Source organism: Pseudomonas sp. NFPP24 (genome assembly GCF_900112095.1).
Classification (GTDB): Bacteria; Pseudomonadota; Gammaproteobacteria; order Pseudomonadales; family Pseudomonadaceae; genus Aquipseudomonas; species Aquipseudomonas extremorientalis.
In genome coordinates this window covers 95,985-110,503 of the sequence record NZ_FOKD01000003.1, presented here as the reverse complement: position 1 = coordinate 110,503, position 14,519 = coordinate 95,985, and the positions used below count along the sequence as shown (strand labels likewise).

Sequence of the window (14,519 nt, the reverse complement as noted above, 5' to 3'; positions counted from 1 at the left end):
CGCTGCCCATGGACCTGTTTCGAAGTGACCCGATTGCCCAGCCACTGGCCGCACGCCTGCGTTCGACCAACCTGGATGAGTACGTCGGTCAGGAACACCTGCTCGCTCGCGGCAAGCCCCTGCGTGAAGCCCTGGAGCAGGGTGCGCTGCACTCGATGATTTTCTGGGGGCCGCCGGGGGTGGGCAAGACCACGTTGGCGCGGCTCTTGGCGAAGGTCTCGGATGCGCACTTCGAAACGGTCTCGGCGGTACTCGCCGGGGTCAAGGAGATCCGCCAGGCGGTGGAAGTCGCTAAGCAGCAGGCGGGGCAGTACGGCAAGCGCACCATCCTGTTCGTCGACGAAGTGCACCGTTTCAACAAGTCGCAGCAGGATGCGTTCCTGCCCTATGTGGAAGACGGTACGCTGATCTTCATCGGCGCCACCACCGAAAACCCTTCGTTCGAGCTTAACAACGCCTTGCTGTCGCGGGCGCGGGTCTATGTGCTCAAAAGCCTGGACGAGGCGGCGATGCAGAAGCTGCTGCAGCGCGCCTTGAACGAAGACAAGGGCTTGGGCAAGCGCCAACTGAGCGTGAGCGAAGAGGGCTTCAAGATCCTGCTGACGGCCGCCGATGGCGATGGTCGTCGTTTCCTCAACCTGTTGGAAAACGCCTCCGACCTGGCCGAAGACGGCGGTGAGATTGGCGTCGACCTTCTGCAAAGCTTGCTCGGCGATACGCGCCGCCGCTTCGATAAGGGCGGCGAGGCCTTCTACGACCAGATTTCGGCGCTGCATAAATCCGTGCGCGGTTCCAACCCGGATGGCGCGCTCTACTGGTTCGCACGCATGATCGACGGCGGTTGCGACCCGCTCTACCTCGCTCGCCGCGTGGTGCGCATGGCCAGCGAAGACATCGGCAACGCCGACCCGCGCGCACTGAGCCTGTGCCTGGCGGCATGGGACGTACAGGAACGCCTCGGTAGCCCGGAAGGCGAGTTGGCGGTGGCCCAGGCCATCACCTACCTGGCCTGTGCGCCAAAAAGCAACGCGGTGTACATGGGCTTCAAGTCCGCACTGCGTGCCGCCGCCGAATATGGCTCCCTCGAAGTGCCGATGCACTTGCGCAACGCGCCGACCAAGCTGATGAAGCAGCTGGGTTATGGCGATGAATACCGTTACGCCCACGATGAGCCGGATGCCTACGCGGCCGGTGAAGACTATTTTCCCGATGAGCTTGAACCGTTGCCGCTCTATCAGCCGGTGCCCCGTGGCCTGGAGCTGAAGATCGGCGAAAAGCTCAATCACCTCGCGCAACTCGATCGACTCAGCCCCAGACAGCGGAGAAAGTAGTGTTCAAGACGATTCTTGCCGTGTCCGCAGCCGGCATCGCTGGTACATTATTGCGTTTCGCCACCGGCACCTGGGTCAGCGCCAACTGGCCCAGGCATTTTTACGCGGCGACCCTGGCGGTCAACCTGGTGGGCTGCCTGATCATCGGGCTGTTGTACGGCTGGTTCCTGTTGCGCCCGGAAGTACCGATTGAAATTCGCGCCGGCTTGATTGTCGGCTTTGTAGGCGGTCTGACGACCTTTTCATCCTTTTCACTGGATACGTTGCGCCTGCTGGAAAGCGGGCAGGCCCTGATAGCCTTCGGGTACCTGGGCATCAGCGTATTCGGCGGGCTGCTCGCTACCTGGGCCGGCCTGTCCTTGACCAAACTTTGATAAACGAGAGACCGACATGCTCGATTCCAAACTGTTACGTAGCAACCTTCAGGACGTAGCGGACCGCCTGGCATCCCGTGGCTTTGCCTTGGATGTTGCGCGCATCGAAGCGCTGGAAGAACAGCGCAAGACCGTCCAGACCCGCACCGAAGCACTGCAGGCTGAGCGTAATGCGCGTTCCAAATCCATCGGTCAGGCCAAGCAGCGTGGCGAAGACATCGCACCGTTGATGGCGGATGTCGAGCGCATGGGCACCGAGCTGTCCGAGGCTAAAGTCGAGCTGGAAAAAATCCAGTCCGAGCTGGATTCGATCCTGCTGGGCATCCCCAACATCCCCCACGAATCGGTGCCGATCGGCGCAGACGAAGACGGCAACGTCGAAGTGCGTCGCTGGGGCACGCCGAAGGCCTTTGATTTCGAGATCAAGGACCACGTCGCCCTGGGCGAACTGAGTGGTGGCCTGGATTTCGAAACTGCCGCCAAGATGTCCGGCGCGCGCTTCTCCCTGTTGCGCGGCCCGGTTGCACGCCTGCACCGCGCCCTGGCGCAGTTCATGATCAACCTGCACACCGGCGAGCACGGTTACGAAGAGGCCTACACCCCGTACCTGGTGCAGGCGCCGGCGCTGATGGGCACCAGCCAGCTGCCGAAATTCGAAGAAGACCTGTTCAAGATCAGCCGCGACGGCGAAGCCGACCTGTACCTGATTCCGACCGCCGAAGTGTCGCTGACCAATATCGTCTCCGGCGAGATCCTCGACGCCAGGCAACTGCCGATCAAGTTCGTCGCCCACAGCCCGTGCTTTCGCAGTGAAGCCGGCGCATCGGGCCGCGACACCCGCGGCATGATCCGCCAGCACCAGTTCGACAAGGTCGAGATGGTGCAGATCGTCGAGCCGTCGACCTCGATGGACGCCCTGGAAGGCCTGACCGCCAACGCTGAGCGCGTCCTGCAACTGCTGGAACTGCCGTACCGCGTGCTGGCCCTGTGCACCGGTGACATGGGTTTCAGCGCCGTGAAGACCTACGACCTCGAAGTGTGGGTGCCGAGCCAGGACAAGTACCGCGAGATTTCGTCGTGCTCCAACTGCGGTGATTTCCAGGCCCGTCGCATGCAGGCGCGTTTCCGCAACCCGGAAACCGGCAAGCCGGAGCTGGTGCACACCCTCAACGGTTCCGGCCTGGCCGTAGGCCGTACCCTGGTGGCGGTGCTGGAAAACTACCAGCAGGCTGACGGTTCGATCCGCGTACCGGAAGTGCTCAAGCCTTACATGGCGGGCGTTGAGGTCATTCGCTAAATGGAATTTCTGCCGCTGTTTCATAACCTGCGCGGCAGTCGTGTGCTGGTCGTCGGTGGCGGGGAGATTGCCTTGCGCAAATCCCGGCTGCTGGCCGACGCCGGGGCGGTGCTGCGGGTGGTTGCTCCCCAGATCGAAAACCAGTTGCGTGAACTGGTACTGGGCAGTGGCGGGGAACTGATTCTGCGCGGTTATCAGGAGGCTGACCTCGACAGTTGCACCCTGATCATTGCGGCAACCGACGACGAGCCGCTGAACGCGCAAGTGTCCAGCGATGCCAAGCGCCGTTGCGTACCGGTCAACGTGGTCGATGCGCCTGCCTTGTGCAGCGTGATCTTCCCGGCGATCGTCGACCGTTCGCCCTTGGTGATCGCCGTGTCCAGCGGTGGCGACGCGCCGGTGCTGGCGCGCTTGATCCGCGCCAAGCTGGAAACCTGGATTCCGTCCACTTACGGGCAACTGGCCGGGCTGGCGGCGCGTTTTCGTGCCCAGGTCAAAGGCTTGTATCCGGATGTGCAGCAGCGGCGTGCGTTCTGGGAAGAAGTGTTCCAAGGCCCGATTGCCGACCGCCAGTTGGCCGGTCAGGGCGATGAGGCCGAGCGCTTGCTGATCGAGAAGGTCAACGGCGCGCCGCCTTATGCGCCGGGCGAGGTTTATCTGGTGGGTGCGGGTCCGGGTGATCCCGACCTGCTGACCTTCCGTGCCCTGCGCCTGATGCAGCAAGCCGATGTGGTGTTGTACGACCGCCTGGTGGCGCCCGCGATCCTCGAACTGTGCCGCCGGGATGCCGAGCGTATCTACGTCGGCAAGCGTCGCGCCGACCACGCCGTGCCACAAGACCAGATCAACCAGCAACTGGTGGACCTGGCCAAGCAGGGCAAGCGGGTGTTGCGCCTCAAGGGGGGCGATCCGTTCATCTTTGGTCGTGGTGGCGAAGAGATCGAGGAACTGGCCGCCCATGGCATTCCGTTCCAGGTGGTGCCGGGAATCACGGCAGCCAGCGGTTGCGCGGCATATGCCGGAATTCCGCTGACCCATCGCGACTATGCGCAGTCGGTGCGCTTTATCACCGGGCATTTGAAGGACGGAACCTCGGACCTGCCCTGGCATGACCTGGTGGGCCCCTCGCAGACCCTGGTGTTCTACATGGGCTTGATCGGCTTGCCGATCATCTGTGATCAGTTGATCAAGCACGGGCGTGCGGCGGATACCCCGGCGGCCTTGATCCAGCAGGGCACCACGTCCAACCAGCGCGTGTTCACCGGCACCCTGGCCGACTTGCCACGGATGGTGGCGGAGCATGAAGTGCATGCGCCGACACTGGTGATCGTCGGCGAAGTGGTGGTGTTGCGCGAGAAGCTGAAGTGGTTTGAAGGCGCACAGTCGCAGGTCTGAGCCTTGAAAGCATCGGGGGCAAGCCCCCTCCCACATTGGACTGCATTCCTGTGTGGGAGGGGGCTTGCCCCCGATGAGGCCCTAAAAGCCAGCCAATACGTCGGATCAGTTCCACACGCCTTTGCCAATCAATTGCTTCCGATCGTGCGGTTCATCAAACCCCTGCGACGGCCCCTTCGGCACAATCCCCGTCGGGTTGATCGTGCGATGGCTGGCATAGTAATGCCCCTTGATGTGTTCGAAATCGACCGTCTCGGCCACCCCCGGCCACTGGTACATCTCCCTCAACCAATTCGACAGGTTCGGGTAATCCGCAATCCTGCGCAAATTGCATTTGAAATGGCTGTAGTACACCGCATCAAAGCGAATCAGCGTGGTGAACAGCCGCACATCTGCCTCGGTCAGGTATTCACCGGCCAGGTAGCGATGATCGCTCAAGTGTTGTTCCAGATGACCCAGCTCGGCGAACACATCATCAAACGCACTTTCATACGCTTGCTGTGAGGTGGCGAAGCCTGCGCGGTACACGCCGTTGTTCACCGCCGGGTAAATGCGTTCGTTCAACGCGTCAATGGTCGTGCGCAGCGGCTGGGGGTAGAAGTCCAGGGTGTTGCCGGTCAATTCATTGAAGGCGTCGTTGAACATGCGGATGATCTCCGCCGATTCATTGCTGACGATGCGCTTGAGCTTTTTGTCCCACAGCACCGGCACGGTGACGCGTCCGGTGTAATCGGCGGTATCGGCGGTATAGCGCTGGTGCATGAAGTCGAAATCATCCAGCTTGTCGCCGGTGGAGCCGTGGGCCTTGTCGAAGGTCCAGCCGTTTTCCAGCATCAACCAGCTGACCACGGACACGTCGATCAGGCTTTCCAGGCCCTTGAGCTTGCGCAGGATCAGCGTGCGGTGAGCCCAGGGGCAGGCCAGGGAGACATAGAGGTGGTAGCGGCCGGCCTCGGCTGTGAAGCCGCCTTCGCCACTCGGGCCTGGCGCGCCGTCGGCGGTGACCCAGTGGCGGCGTTGCGCCTGTTCGCGCTGGAACGCGCCGTCCGCGCTACTTTCGTACCACTGGTCTTTCCAGTGCCCTTCGATCAGCAAACCCATGACTGGCTCCTTGGCTAATAAGCGTTGGAGCCCAGTCTAAAGGGATGAGTTCGAACTAAAAGCGCAAAGACCGGGGGTTAATCATCGATTAAATCGATTTGTCCCGTGCGATCCAGTATTGCCGGGCCAGTTCAAAGGCCTGCTCCCGTGGGTGACCCAGGCCACGCAAGGCCAGGGCCATGGTGGCGATCAGTGCCAATTGCGGGTAGCTGTCCTCGATGTCGCCGCGCCACACGGCTTTCAAGTGCTCGGGGTCGAGGGTGGCCGGCTTGACGTGGCGTTGGGCGGAGAGGGCGGGCCATTCTTCGTCCCAGCTTTCGCCGCCGGTGGTGCCGTACAGATGGCTGAGGGTGTCGGGGTTGATCTCGACCTCGCCGCCATCGCCCTTGACCACAATCACATTGTCGCCGAGCAGACCGCTGGCATCGCGGTGCACGCCTTGGTAACCGGGATGGAAAATGCTTTGCAGCCCCAATCGCGCATTCAGCGGATTGAGCAGGCGCGCCAGGGAATGGATGGGCGAGCGCAAGCCAAGGGTGTTGCGCAGGTCGATCATGCGTTGCAACTGCGGCGCCCAGTCACCCAGCGGGATAAAGGTCAGGTTGCCTTTTGCATAGGCAGCCTCGACCTGCTGCCAGTTGCGGCACAAGGGAATCTGCAAACCCCCCAGCAATTGCTCGGTATACAGCCGTCCCGCCGTGTGGGCGCCGCCGCCGTGCATGAGGATGCGCACGCCGTTTTGCGCCAAGCACTTGGCCGCCAGCAGGTACCACGGCAGGTGGCGTTTCTTGCCGGCGTAGGTCGGCCAGTCGACATCCACGTTCAGTGCCGGGGCATCCAGGCGTTCGCGCACGGCTTCGGTGAAACCGGCCAGTTCTTCCGGGCTTTCTTCCTTGTGGCGCAGCAGCATCAGGAAGGCGCCGAGCTGGGTGTCCTCGACTTTTTCGTCGAGCAGCATGCCCATGGCTTCGCGGGCCTCCTCACGGGTGAGGTTGCGCGCACCGCGCTTGCCTTTGCCCAGGATGCGCACGAATGGTGCAAACGGGTGCTCGGCAGGGGTTTGAAGAGTCAGCGGGGCAAAGTCGGTCATAAGCAATTCGTCGGCCTGGGCAGGCCCGCCAGCTTGGCGGCGAGTTTGGCGGGAGTGCCGTTGAACAGTTTGTTGAGGTGCAGGCTGTTGCCTTTTTCCGGGCCCAGCTTCAAGGCGGTGTACTTGATCAGCGGGCGCGTGGCCGGGGACAGCTGGAATTCGCTGTAGAACTGGCGCAAGAGCGTGAGGATTTCCCAATGGTCCGCGGTCAACGCCAGGGGTTCGGCGGCGGCCAGGGCGTTGGCGACTTCCTCGGACCAGGCGTTCAGGTCGACCAGATAGCCGTCCTTGTCCAGTTCCAGGGTGCGTGTGCCTACGGTCAGGGTGTTCATAGCCAGCTGTTGACCTTGTCGTAGTCGAGCGACAACTGCACGAAACCCGGGTAATCGACGCTGTCGGCCCAGTCCGGCAAGGGCAGGTTGCGCGCCTGCATGTCTTCGGCCAGCACAAACACCTTCACGCCTTTGGTTTGCAGCGCCGCGTTGTGCAGCCCATAGGCGCCGTCGCCGCAGAGCAGGATGGCATCATTAACGCCACAGATACGCAGGCAGCTGTCCAGGCGGCTATCGGTAAACGGGGAGTGGGAAACCACATGTAGAGTCGACATCAGAGGGTTATCACCTGGTCGTAACGGTCAATCAACTGGGAGATCGCAGCGCTGTCCAACGGCTGTGCGCTGGCGGGTGTCGTGAGGCCGCGTTCGGCCAGGCTATGATGGCAGGCGAATACCTCGTCGATACCGAACAGGCCCAGCGCCTGCAGGTTGGCGCCGAGGTCCTTCTGCTGCACGGCCTTGGCGTCCTGATGTGGTGCCAGTTGGAACACGCCGTCGTCGAGGAACAGCAGGCCGATGGGCAGATCGAAGGCACCGCCAGCCAGCACGATGTCCAGTGCTTCGCGTGCGCCCGGGCCAGACCAAGGTGCCTGGCGGCTGATCACCAATAGGGATTTGGACATGTCACGGCCCTCCAAAACAGATCAGGCGATCGGCGGCCTGGGCGGCGTCGTGCAATTGCCCCAGGCCCGACAGCTCCCACGGCGCATCGAGGTTGACCGCACTGCGTTGATAACGCATGGCTTCCTCCTCGTTGAGCACGCCGCGACGCAAGGCGGCGGCGATGCACACCACGCTGTCGAGTTGGTGCGCGCTGACAAACTCACGCCATTGGCGAGCGATGTCCTGCTCATCCTGGGGCACAACAACCGAATTGGACGCGCTGTACACGCCGTCCTGGTAGAAAAACAGCCGCACAATCTCATGCCCGCCGGCCAGTGCCGCCCGGGCAAACAGCAGGGCGCGGCGCGAGGAGGGCGCGTGGGCGGCACAAAACACTGCAATCGCAAACTTCATGGAACACTCTGCAAGCAAACGTGGGCCAATGATAAAGCCGCCGCCGCGAAAAAGCCCGCCGTGATCAAAACGGTCACTGTCGGTGACCGTTCCGGCGATTGCCGACCGGCGCAAGGCTGCCTAGTCTGTGGGCATTCAAAACCGAAATGGAGTGCCCATGTCAGGTCCCTTGGCGTCCCTCAAAGTGCTGGATTTTTCCACCTTGCTGCCTGGCCCGTTTGCGTCGCTGATGCTGGCAGACATGGGCGCCGAGGTGCTGCGTATCGATTCACCCACGCGCATGGACCTGTTGCGCGTACTGCCACCCCACGACCAGGGCACGTCGGCCAGCCACGCCTACCTCAACCGCAACAAGCGCAGCCTGGCGCTGGACCTCAAGCAGGCCGAGGCGCTGGAGATCGTACGGGCGCTGGTCAAGGAATACGACATCCTGCTTGAACAATTCCGCCCTGGGGTGATGGAGCGACTGGGGTTGGGGTATGAGGCATTGAAGGCGATCAACCCCCGGCTGATTTATGTATCGATCACCGGTTATGGCCAGACTGGCCCGTATAGGGACCGCGCCGGGCACGACATCAATTACCTGGCGTTGGCCGGGGTGGCCAGCTACACCGGGCGCCGGGACAGCGGCCCGTTGCCACTGGGCGTACAACTGGCGGATGTGGGCGGCGGGTCGCTGCATGCGGTAGTGGGGCTGCTCGCAGCGGTCATCGCCCGGCAGCAGAGCGGGGTAGGCCAGTACCTGGATGTGAGCATGACCGACTGCTCGTTCAGCCTGAACGCCATGGCGGGTGCGGGCTTCCTGGCGTGCGATGTCGAGCCTGAACGCGAAAGCCATGTGCTGAACGGTGGCAGTTTTTACGATTATTACCGCTCGCGGGATGGGCGTTGGATGTCGGTCGGCAGTCTGGAGCCTGGGTTTATGCAGCAACTCTGTGACGCGCTGGGACGGCCGGAGTTGGCGGCGCTGGGCCTGTCGCCCACACTCAAGCAGGCGCTGCAGGTTGAATTCGAGAAACGTAGCTTTGATGAGTTGTGTGAGTTGTTTGCCGGGGTGGATGCGTGTGTGGAGCCGGTGTTGAGCCTGAGTGAAGCGGTGCAACATCCGCAGTTAAGGGCGCGGGCGTTGGTCAGTCAGGTGCCCAGGGGGGATGGCTCGAGCCAGGCGCAGATTGCCTGCCCGTTGAAGTTCTCGGAGGGGTTGCCAGCGCCCAGGCATATAGGCGCTGCTGTGGGGGCGCACAGTGATGAGGTGCTGGCGGAGTTGGGGTTCAGTGTTCAGCGCATACAGGATCTGCGGCGGACCAAGGTAGTAGGGTGACTGGACCGACGCAATCGGGAGCAAGCTCCCTCCCACACTCGATAGGCGGCGTGGTCAACAGGTGGGAGGGGGCTTGCCCCCGATGAGGCCCTCATTCCACCCGGGTTTCACCGGTAAACACCAGCGTCTGCCGGCACCGCCTGCACAAATACCTTCGGCCCTGAGCCACCATGCCATGGCGCTGGGGCGAGAACGGAAAGTCACTGTCCGCGCACGGGCACTTGTAGATATAGCGGGTCACCTGGCGGCGCTTCACGGCATAGGTGTGGCAACGGTCCGGCGGCAGTTCGTAGACCCCGCGCATGATCAATTGCCATTCCTCGCCATGGGGCTGGATGCGTTCACCAAACAACTGGTGGGCAATCAGGTGCGCCACTTCATGGGCTACGGTCTGCTTGAGGAAATGTTGGCTGTTTTCTCGGTACAACTGTGGGTTGAAGCGCAGCAGGTTCTCGTGCAAATGCGCGACACCGGCCTTCTGGCCCCGCAGCTTGAGGCTGACCTGGGGACGTTTGAAGCTTCGTTTGAAAAAGGATTCGGCTAGCAGGAAACAATCTTCGACGCGGGTATTGAGTTGCTCGGGCATGCTGTACATATCTCCAGAGACGCCCAGTATGCCGCAAAGCTGGGTGTTTCCGAATCTGTCAGGCGCCGAATGGTCATGCATGATGCACAAAGCCACCTTGCGGTGGCTTTGCCCACGGTTCATCTGCTCAGTTGGTATAGATCGGGCCTACGCCCAAGCCCCAGACAATCACGGTAAAGGCCATGATCGCCACCAGCACCACCAGCCCCACGGCCAGTATGGAACTGGAAAACAGGAAGCCTTCATCCGGATCAATGTTCATAAAGGTCGGCACACCTACATAAAGCAGGTACACCGTGTAGCAGATGGCCGCCGTGCCTACCACCATGCCCAGCCACATATGTGGATAGAGCGCCGCCAGCCCGCCGATGAACAGTGGCGTGGCGGTGTAGGTGGCAAACGCCACGCAGCGGGCCATGCTCGGGTTGGCGTCATAGGTACGCGCCATCCAGTGAATGAATGCACCCATCACCGCCACGCCGGCGAGCATCGCGGCGTAGGACATGATGGTCATCCACAGTGCGCTTTCCTGGGTCAGCATCACTGGCGCGCGGTTGCCGATGACCCAGCCGACCTGGGTGGTACCGATAAACGCGGAAACGGCGGGAATCGCCGCGAGAATCAGGGTGTGAGTGAGGTACATGTGGCCGATGCTTTCTTCTTTATCGCCACGGATTTCCCGCCATTCCTGGTCGGGATGGGTAAAAAGCCCCACGACGTGATGGATCATGCCAGTCACTCCTGTCGTTATTGCCATCGCCCCCCATCGGAGCGCCCACGGGCCAAATGGCCTCAAAGGTCCTGGATAGCTGTGCGACCTCTTGTCGCAGTATAGGAAGGGATGACCGGAATAACTGTAGGGCCTTTAGAGCAAATTGCGCTGTAAACGTTGGGGTTAATCGCAGATTGGAATGCAGCCCCCTCCCACATTGGAACTCGGTGATTCTTATCGGTAAAATGCTGGGCTTTTCGTCACACACCTCCAGCGGATCCAAGCGCCATGGGCACTCTTACGGTCAACCAGAACAAACTGCAAAAACGCCTGCGTCGCCTGGCCGGTGAAGCGGTCGCCGATTTCAATATGATCGAGGACGGCGACAAGGTCATGGTCTGCCTCTCCGGCGGCAAAGACAGCTACACCATGCTCGACGTGCTGTTGCACCTGCAAAAGGTCGCACCGATCAAGTTCGAGATCGTCGCCGTCAACATGGACCAGAAACAACCGGGCTTCCCTGAGCATGTGCTGCCGGCCTACCTCAAGGAACTGGGCATCGAGTACCACATCGTCGAGAAAGACACCTACTCGGTGGTCAAGGAACTGATCCCGGAAGGCAAGACCACCTGCTCGCTGTGTTCGCGCCTGCGCCGTGGCACGCTGTACACCTTCGCCGATGAGATTGGCGCGACCAAGATGGCCCTGGGGCATCATCGCGACGATATCGTCGAGACCTTCTTCCTCAATATGTTCTTCAACGGCTCGCTCAAGGCCATGCCGCCCAAGCTGCGTGCCGATGACGGGCGCAACGTGGTGATCCGCCCGCTGGCGTATTGCAACGAGAAAGACATCCAGGCTTACTCCGACTTCAAGCAATTTCCGATCATCCCGTGCAACCTGTGTGGCTCCCAGGAGAACCTGCAGCGCCAGGTGGTCAAGGAAATGCTGCTGGACTGGGAGCGCAAGACCCCGGGCCGCACCGAAAGCATCTTCCGCAGCCTGCAGAACGTGATCCCCTCACAGTTGGCCGACCGCAACCTGTTCGACTTCACCAGCCTGAAAATCGATGAGACCGCCGCGTCGCGCTTCGTCAATGTTGTGAACCTCTGAGCCCATTCAAGGCTCTGACACACGGCGCTCGCGGGCGCCGTTTTCCATTCAATTGCCAGGAGAGGGCATGCGCGATTACAAGTGGCTGCACGAATATTGTCTGAACCGCTTCGGTTCGGCAGCCGAGCTGGAAGCCCACCTGCCTGTGCCCAAGACTGCGGCGCAATTACGCAAGATCAGTGATGATCGCTACCTGTCGACCCTGGCGTTGCGCGTGTTTCGTGCAGGCTTGAAGCACAGCGTGGTGGACGCCAAGTGGCCGGCGTTCGAAAAGGTGTTTTTCGGCTTCGACCCGGAAAAAGTCGTACTGATGGGCGCCGAGCACCTGGAGCGGCTGATGCAGGACACCAGCATCATCCGCCACCTGGGCAAGCTCAAGAGCGTGCCGCGCAATGCGCAGATGATCCTGGATATCGAGCAGGAGAAGGGCAGCTTCGGCGCGTTTATCGCCGATTGGCCGGTGACCGACATTGTCGGCCTGTGGAAGTACCTGAGCAAACACGGCCACCAGCTCGGCGGGTTGTCAGCGCCGCGCTTTTTACGCATGGTCGGCAAGGATACCTTTGTGCCGAGTTATGACGTGGTGGCGGCGTTGAACGCGCAGAAGATCGTCGACAAGGCGCCGACCAGCCTGCGCGACCTGGCGACGGTGCAGGGCGCGTTCAACCAGTGGCACGCCGAGAGTGGACGGCCGATGTGCCAGTTGTCGATGATGTTGGCGTACACCGTCAACCATTGAGGCCGGGGTGATGCCATCGGGGGCAAGCCCCCTCCCACATTGGATAGGCGGCGCGGTAAAAGTGTGGGAGGGGGCTTGCCCCCGATGAGGGGCTTCAGGCCGCTGCCAACCGCCGGTTCAACTGATGCCGCCAGCGCACATACAACATTGCCGTGCAAAACACCGCCAGGCTCGCCAGCATCTCCAGCACCCCGAACCACTGCCGGTTCGGGTCATACGCCGCCAGCGCGCCCTTGATGAAATACAGGTTCACCACAAAGCACATCCATGAGTGCCCGCGCGCGCTGCCCAGCAGCATGCCTGGCGCCAGCACCAGCAAGGGCACCAGTTCGATCAGCAGGATCACCCACGGCCGTGCGCCGTGCAGATCAGCAACGAACAGGTAGTACACGCACAGCAACCCCACCAGGCCAAAAAACGCCAGCAGGCTCAGCGCGCGAGCAATTCTCACCCGTGGCTCCAACCACGCCTGGGGCGGCAGGACCTTAGGCTTCCTGGCCACGACCGCCCTCCAGCAGGGTGGCGGTGTTCGCCAGGCGTAGCCCCAGGGCGCGGCACAGGGCGATCTCATGCTGGTCGAGCATGCGCTTGCCGTCCGGCCCGGCGTGATGGCTGGCACCATAGGGAGTGCCGCCGCCCTGGGTATCGAGCAAGGCCTGTTCGCTGTAGGGCAGGCCGGTGATCAGCATGCCGTGGTGCAGCAACGGTAGCAGCATCGACATCAGCGTGGTTTCCTGGCCGCCGTGCAGGCTGGCCGTGGAGGTAAACACCCCGGCCGGCTTGCCGACGAGGGCGCCGGTGAGCCACAGGTTGCTGGTACCGTCGATGAAGTACTTGAGCGGCGCGGCCATGTTGCCGAAGCGGGTCGGGCTGCCCAGGGCCAGGCCGGAGCAGTGTTTCAGGTCGTCGAGGCTGGCATACAGCGCGCCTTCCTCCGGAATGCTCGGTGCCACGGCTTCGCACTCGGTGGAGATCGCCGGCACGGTGCGCAAGCGTGCTTCCATCCCGCCTTGCTCGATGCCCCGGGCAATCTGCCGGGCCATTTCGCTCACCGAGCCATTGCGGCTGTAATACAGCACCAGCACATACGGCGACGTCACGGCAGGATCTCCAGTACGTTTTCCGGCGGCCGGCCGATGACGGCTTTGTCGGCGGTTTCCAGGATCGGGCGTTCCATCAATTTCGGGTGATCGGCAATGGCGGCGATCAACTGGGCTTCGCTGAGGCTGGCGTCGGCCAGGTTCAGGGTTTTGTATTCATCTTCGCCGGTGCGCAGCAGTTGGCGCGCGCTGATACCCAGCTTGCCGAGCAGCGCCTTGAGTTGCGCGGCGTCCAGCGGGGTTTCCAGGTAGCGTACGACGGTGGGGGTGAGGCCACGGGCCTCCAGCAGTTCCAGCGCACCGCGGGATTTCGAGCAGCGCGGGTTGTGATAAAGCGTCAGATCGGTCATGTGCGGGTCGCATCTTGCGTAAGGTGGCGGGTATTCTACCCGTGCAGCGACCTGTCCTTAAACCGTAAGAGGCGATAGGCCGCAGCCAACGTTCATTTTTGCGAAGGATTACCCCATGACAAGGCGACTGATCGGTGCATTGGCGATCATCACAACCCTGCTGCTCAGCGGCTGCGGTAACGATTACGGCGTTGACCAATTTGGCAAGAAGGTGGCGTCCGAACGCTTGGACAAGCAGTGGCTGGTGGTCAATTACTGGGCCGAATGGTGTGGTCCGTGCCGCACGGAAATCCCCGAGCTCAATGCCTTGGCCGAACAGTTGAAGGCGCAGAACGTGGGCGTGTTCGGGGTCAACTTCGACAATGTCCAGGGCGAAGAGCTGAAAGCCGCCAGCGACAAGCTGGGCATCAAGTTCACGGTGCTGGCGCAGAACCCGGAAGAGATTTTCGATATTCCACGCAGCGAAGCGTTGCCGGTGACCTACATCATCGATGACAAGGGCAAGGTGCGCGAGACGTTAATGGGCGAGCAGACGGCGGAAGGCGTGCTGGCCAGGCTCAAGGCCTTGCGCGGCTAGGGGCTACCCGGAATCAAATGTGGGAGGGGGCTTGCCCCCGATAGCTGTGTGTCAGTCACTCCATCAGTTGACTGTTACACCG

The 14,519-nt window shown here is 61.8% G+C and carries 19 protein-coding genes; 8 read left to right on the top strand and 11 right to left on the bottom strand.

The annotated features are described in order from the left end of the window. Positions 1-8: 8 nt before the first annotated feature. The 4 genes from BM026_RS07325 to cysG are packed head-to-tail and all read left to right on the top strand — an operon-like array spanning position 9 to position 4,397. Positions 9-1,331 (top strand): replication-associated recombination protein A, encoded by a 1,323-nt coding sequence (locus BM026_RS07325; RefSeq protein ID WP_071491889.1) that lies wholly within the window; start codon positions 9-11, stop codon positions 1,329-1,331. Next, on the top strand, positions 1,331-1,705 hold the full coding sequence (crcB, locus tag BM026_RS07320; RefSeq protein ID WP_071491888.1) for a fluoride efflux transporter CrcB: 375 nt from the start codon (positions 1,331-1,333) through the stop codon (positions 1,703-1,705). Before BM026_RS07325 ends, crcB begins: the two co-directional genes overlap by 1 nt. 16 nt (positions 1,706-1,721) lie before the next feature. Further along, positions 1,722-3,002, top strand: coding sequence for a serine--tRNA ligase (serS, locus tag BM026_RS07315; RefSeq protein WP_093527840.1), 1,281 nt, complete (start codon positions 1,722-1,724; stop codon positions 3,000-3,002). Next, positions 3,003-4,397 (top strand): siroheme synthase CysG, encoded by a 1,395-nt coding sequence (gene cysG / locus BM026_RS07310; protein WP_093527837.1) that lies wholly within the window; start codon positions 3,003-3,005, stop codon positions 4,395-4,397. Positions 4,398-4,502: 105 nt separating this feature from the next. On the opposite strand, the gene BM026_RS07305 is transcribed toward cysG, so the two are convergent. From BM026_RS07305 to tusD, 6 genes are all read right to left on the bottom strand, one after another. Then, positions 4,503-5,498 (bottom strand): glutathione S-transferase family protein, encoded by a 996-nt coding sequence (locus tag BM026_RS07305; RefSeq protein ID WP_092245104.1) that lies wholly within the window; start codon positions 5,496-5,498, stop codon positions 4,503-4,505. 88 nt (positions 5,499-5,586) lie between these two features. Further along, on the bottom strand, positions 5,587-6,588 hold the full coding sequence (locus tag BM026_RS07300) for a glycosyl transferase family protein (protein ID WP_093527834.1): 1,002 nt from the start codon (positions 6,586-6,588) through the stop codon (positions 5,587-5,589). Then, positions 6,585-6,920: a TusE/DsrC/DsvC family sulfur relay protein gene (locus BM026_RS07295; RefSeq protein WP_093123803.1), complete on the bottom strand. Its 336-nt coding sequence runs from the start codon at positions 6,918-6,920 to the stop codon at positions 6,585-6,587. Before BM026_RS07295 ends, BM026_RS07300 begins: the two co-directional genes overlap by 4 nt. Further along, a complete protein-coding gene (tusB, locus tag BM026_RS07290; RefSeq protein WP_071491882.1) occupies positions 6,917-7,195 on the bottom strand; it encodes a sulfurtransferase complex subunit TusB in 279 nt (92 codons plus the stop codon). The genes BM026_RS07295 and tusB overlap by 4 nt, the downstream gene beginning before the upstream one ends. Beyond that, positions 7,195-7,545, bottom strand: a complete 351-nt coding sequence (tusC, locus tag BM026_RS07285) for a sulfurtransferase complex subunit TusC (RefSeq protein WP_071491881.1) — start codon at positions 7,543-7,545, stop codon at positions 7,195-7,197. The genes tusB and tusC overlap by 1 nt, the downstream gene beginning before the upstream one ends. Position 7,546: 1 nt before the next feature. Next, complete coding sequence (gene tusD, locus BM026_RS07280; RefSeq protein WP_071491880.1) at positions 7,547-7,939, bottom strand: sulfurtransferase complex subunit TusD; 393 nt, start codon at positions 7,937-7,939, stop codon at positions 7,547-7,549. 157 nt (positions 7,940-8,096) lie between these two features. On the opposite strand from tusD, the gene BM026_RS07275 reads away from it, so the two are divergent. Then, positions 8,097-9,260, top strand: coding sequence for a CaiB/BaiF CoA transferase family protein (locus BM026_RS07275; protein ID WP_093527831.1), 1,164 nt, complete (start codon positions 8,097-8,099; stop codon positions 9,258-9,260). Between the two features lie 91 nt (positions 9,261-9,351). On the opposite strand, the gene BM026_RS07270 is transcribed toward BM026_RS07275, so the two are convergent. Both BM026_RS07270 and BM026_RS07265 read right to left on the bottom strand, forming a co-directional pair. Beyond that, a complete protein-coding gene (locus tag BM026_RS07270; protein ID WP_071492040.1) occupies positions 9,352-9,846 on the bottom strand; it encodes a SprT family zinc-dependent metalloprotease in 495 nt (164 codons plus the stop codon). Between the two features lie 127 nt (positions 9,847-9,973). After that, positions 9,974-10,576: a Yip1 family protein gene (locus tag BM026_RS07265; RefSeq protein ID WP_058425452.1), complete on the bottom strand. Its 603-nt coding sequence runs from the start codon at positions 10,574-10,576 to the stop codon at positions 9,974-9,976. Between the two features lie 270 nt (positions 10,577-10,846). On the opposite strand from BM026_RS07265, the gene ttcA reads away from it, so the two are divergent. Together ttcA and BM026_RS07255 are read left to right on the top strand one after the other, a co-directional pair. Next, complete coding sequence (gene ttcA, locus BM026_RS07260; RefSeq protein WP_058425451.1) at positions 10,847-11,671, top strand: tRNA 2-thiocytidine(32) synthetase TtcA; 825 nt, start codon at positions 10,847-10,849, stop codon at positions 11,669-11,671. Between the two features lie 67 nt (positions 11,672-11,738). Beyond that, positions 11,739-12,410, top strand: a complete 672-nt coding sequence (locus tag BM026_RS07255; RefSeq protein WP_071491878.1) for a DNA-3-methyladenine glycosylase I — start codon at positions 11,739-11,741, stop codon at positions 12,408-12,410. Positions 12,411-12,504: 94 nt separating this feature from the next. Here BM026_RS07255 and BM026_RS07250 read toward each other — a convergent pair whose 3' ends face one another. The 3 genes from BM026_RS07250 to arsC are packed head-to-tail and all read right to left on the bottom strand — an operon-like array spanning position 12,505 to position 13,860. Next, complete coding sequence (locus BM026_RS07250; protein ID WP_093527828.1) at positions 12,505-12,912, bottom strand: DUF2069 domain-containing protein; 408 nt, start codon at positions 12,910-12,912, stop codon at positions 12,505-12,507. Beyond that, a complete protein-coding gene (gene wrbA, locus BM026_RS07245; protein WP_071491876.1) occupies positions 12,896-13,510 on the bottom strand; it encodes an NAD(P)H:quinone oxidoreductase in 615 nt (204 codons plus the stop codon). Before wrbA ends, BM026_RS07250 begins: the two co-directional genes overlap by 17 nt. Further along, the gene (gene arsC / locus BM026_RS07240; RefSeq protein WP_092245120.1) at positions 13,507-13,860 is read right to left on the bottom strand and encodes an arsenate reductase (glutaredoxin); all 354 of its coding nucleotides are present in this window, start codon (positions 13,858-13,860) and stop codon (positions 13,507-13,509) included. Before arsC ends, wrbA begins: the two co-directional genes overlap by 4 nt. 115 nt (positions 13,861-13,975) lie before the next feature. Between arsC and BM026_RS07235 the strand changes: the two genes are divergently transcribed. Further along, a complete protein-coding gene (locus BM026_RS07235) occupies positions 13,976-14,437 on the top strand; it encodes a TlpA disulfide reductase family protein (RefSeq protein ID WP_071491874.1) in 462 nt (153 codons plus the stop codon). Positions 14,438-14,519: the final 82 nt, after the last annotated feature.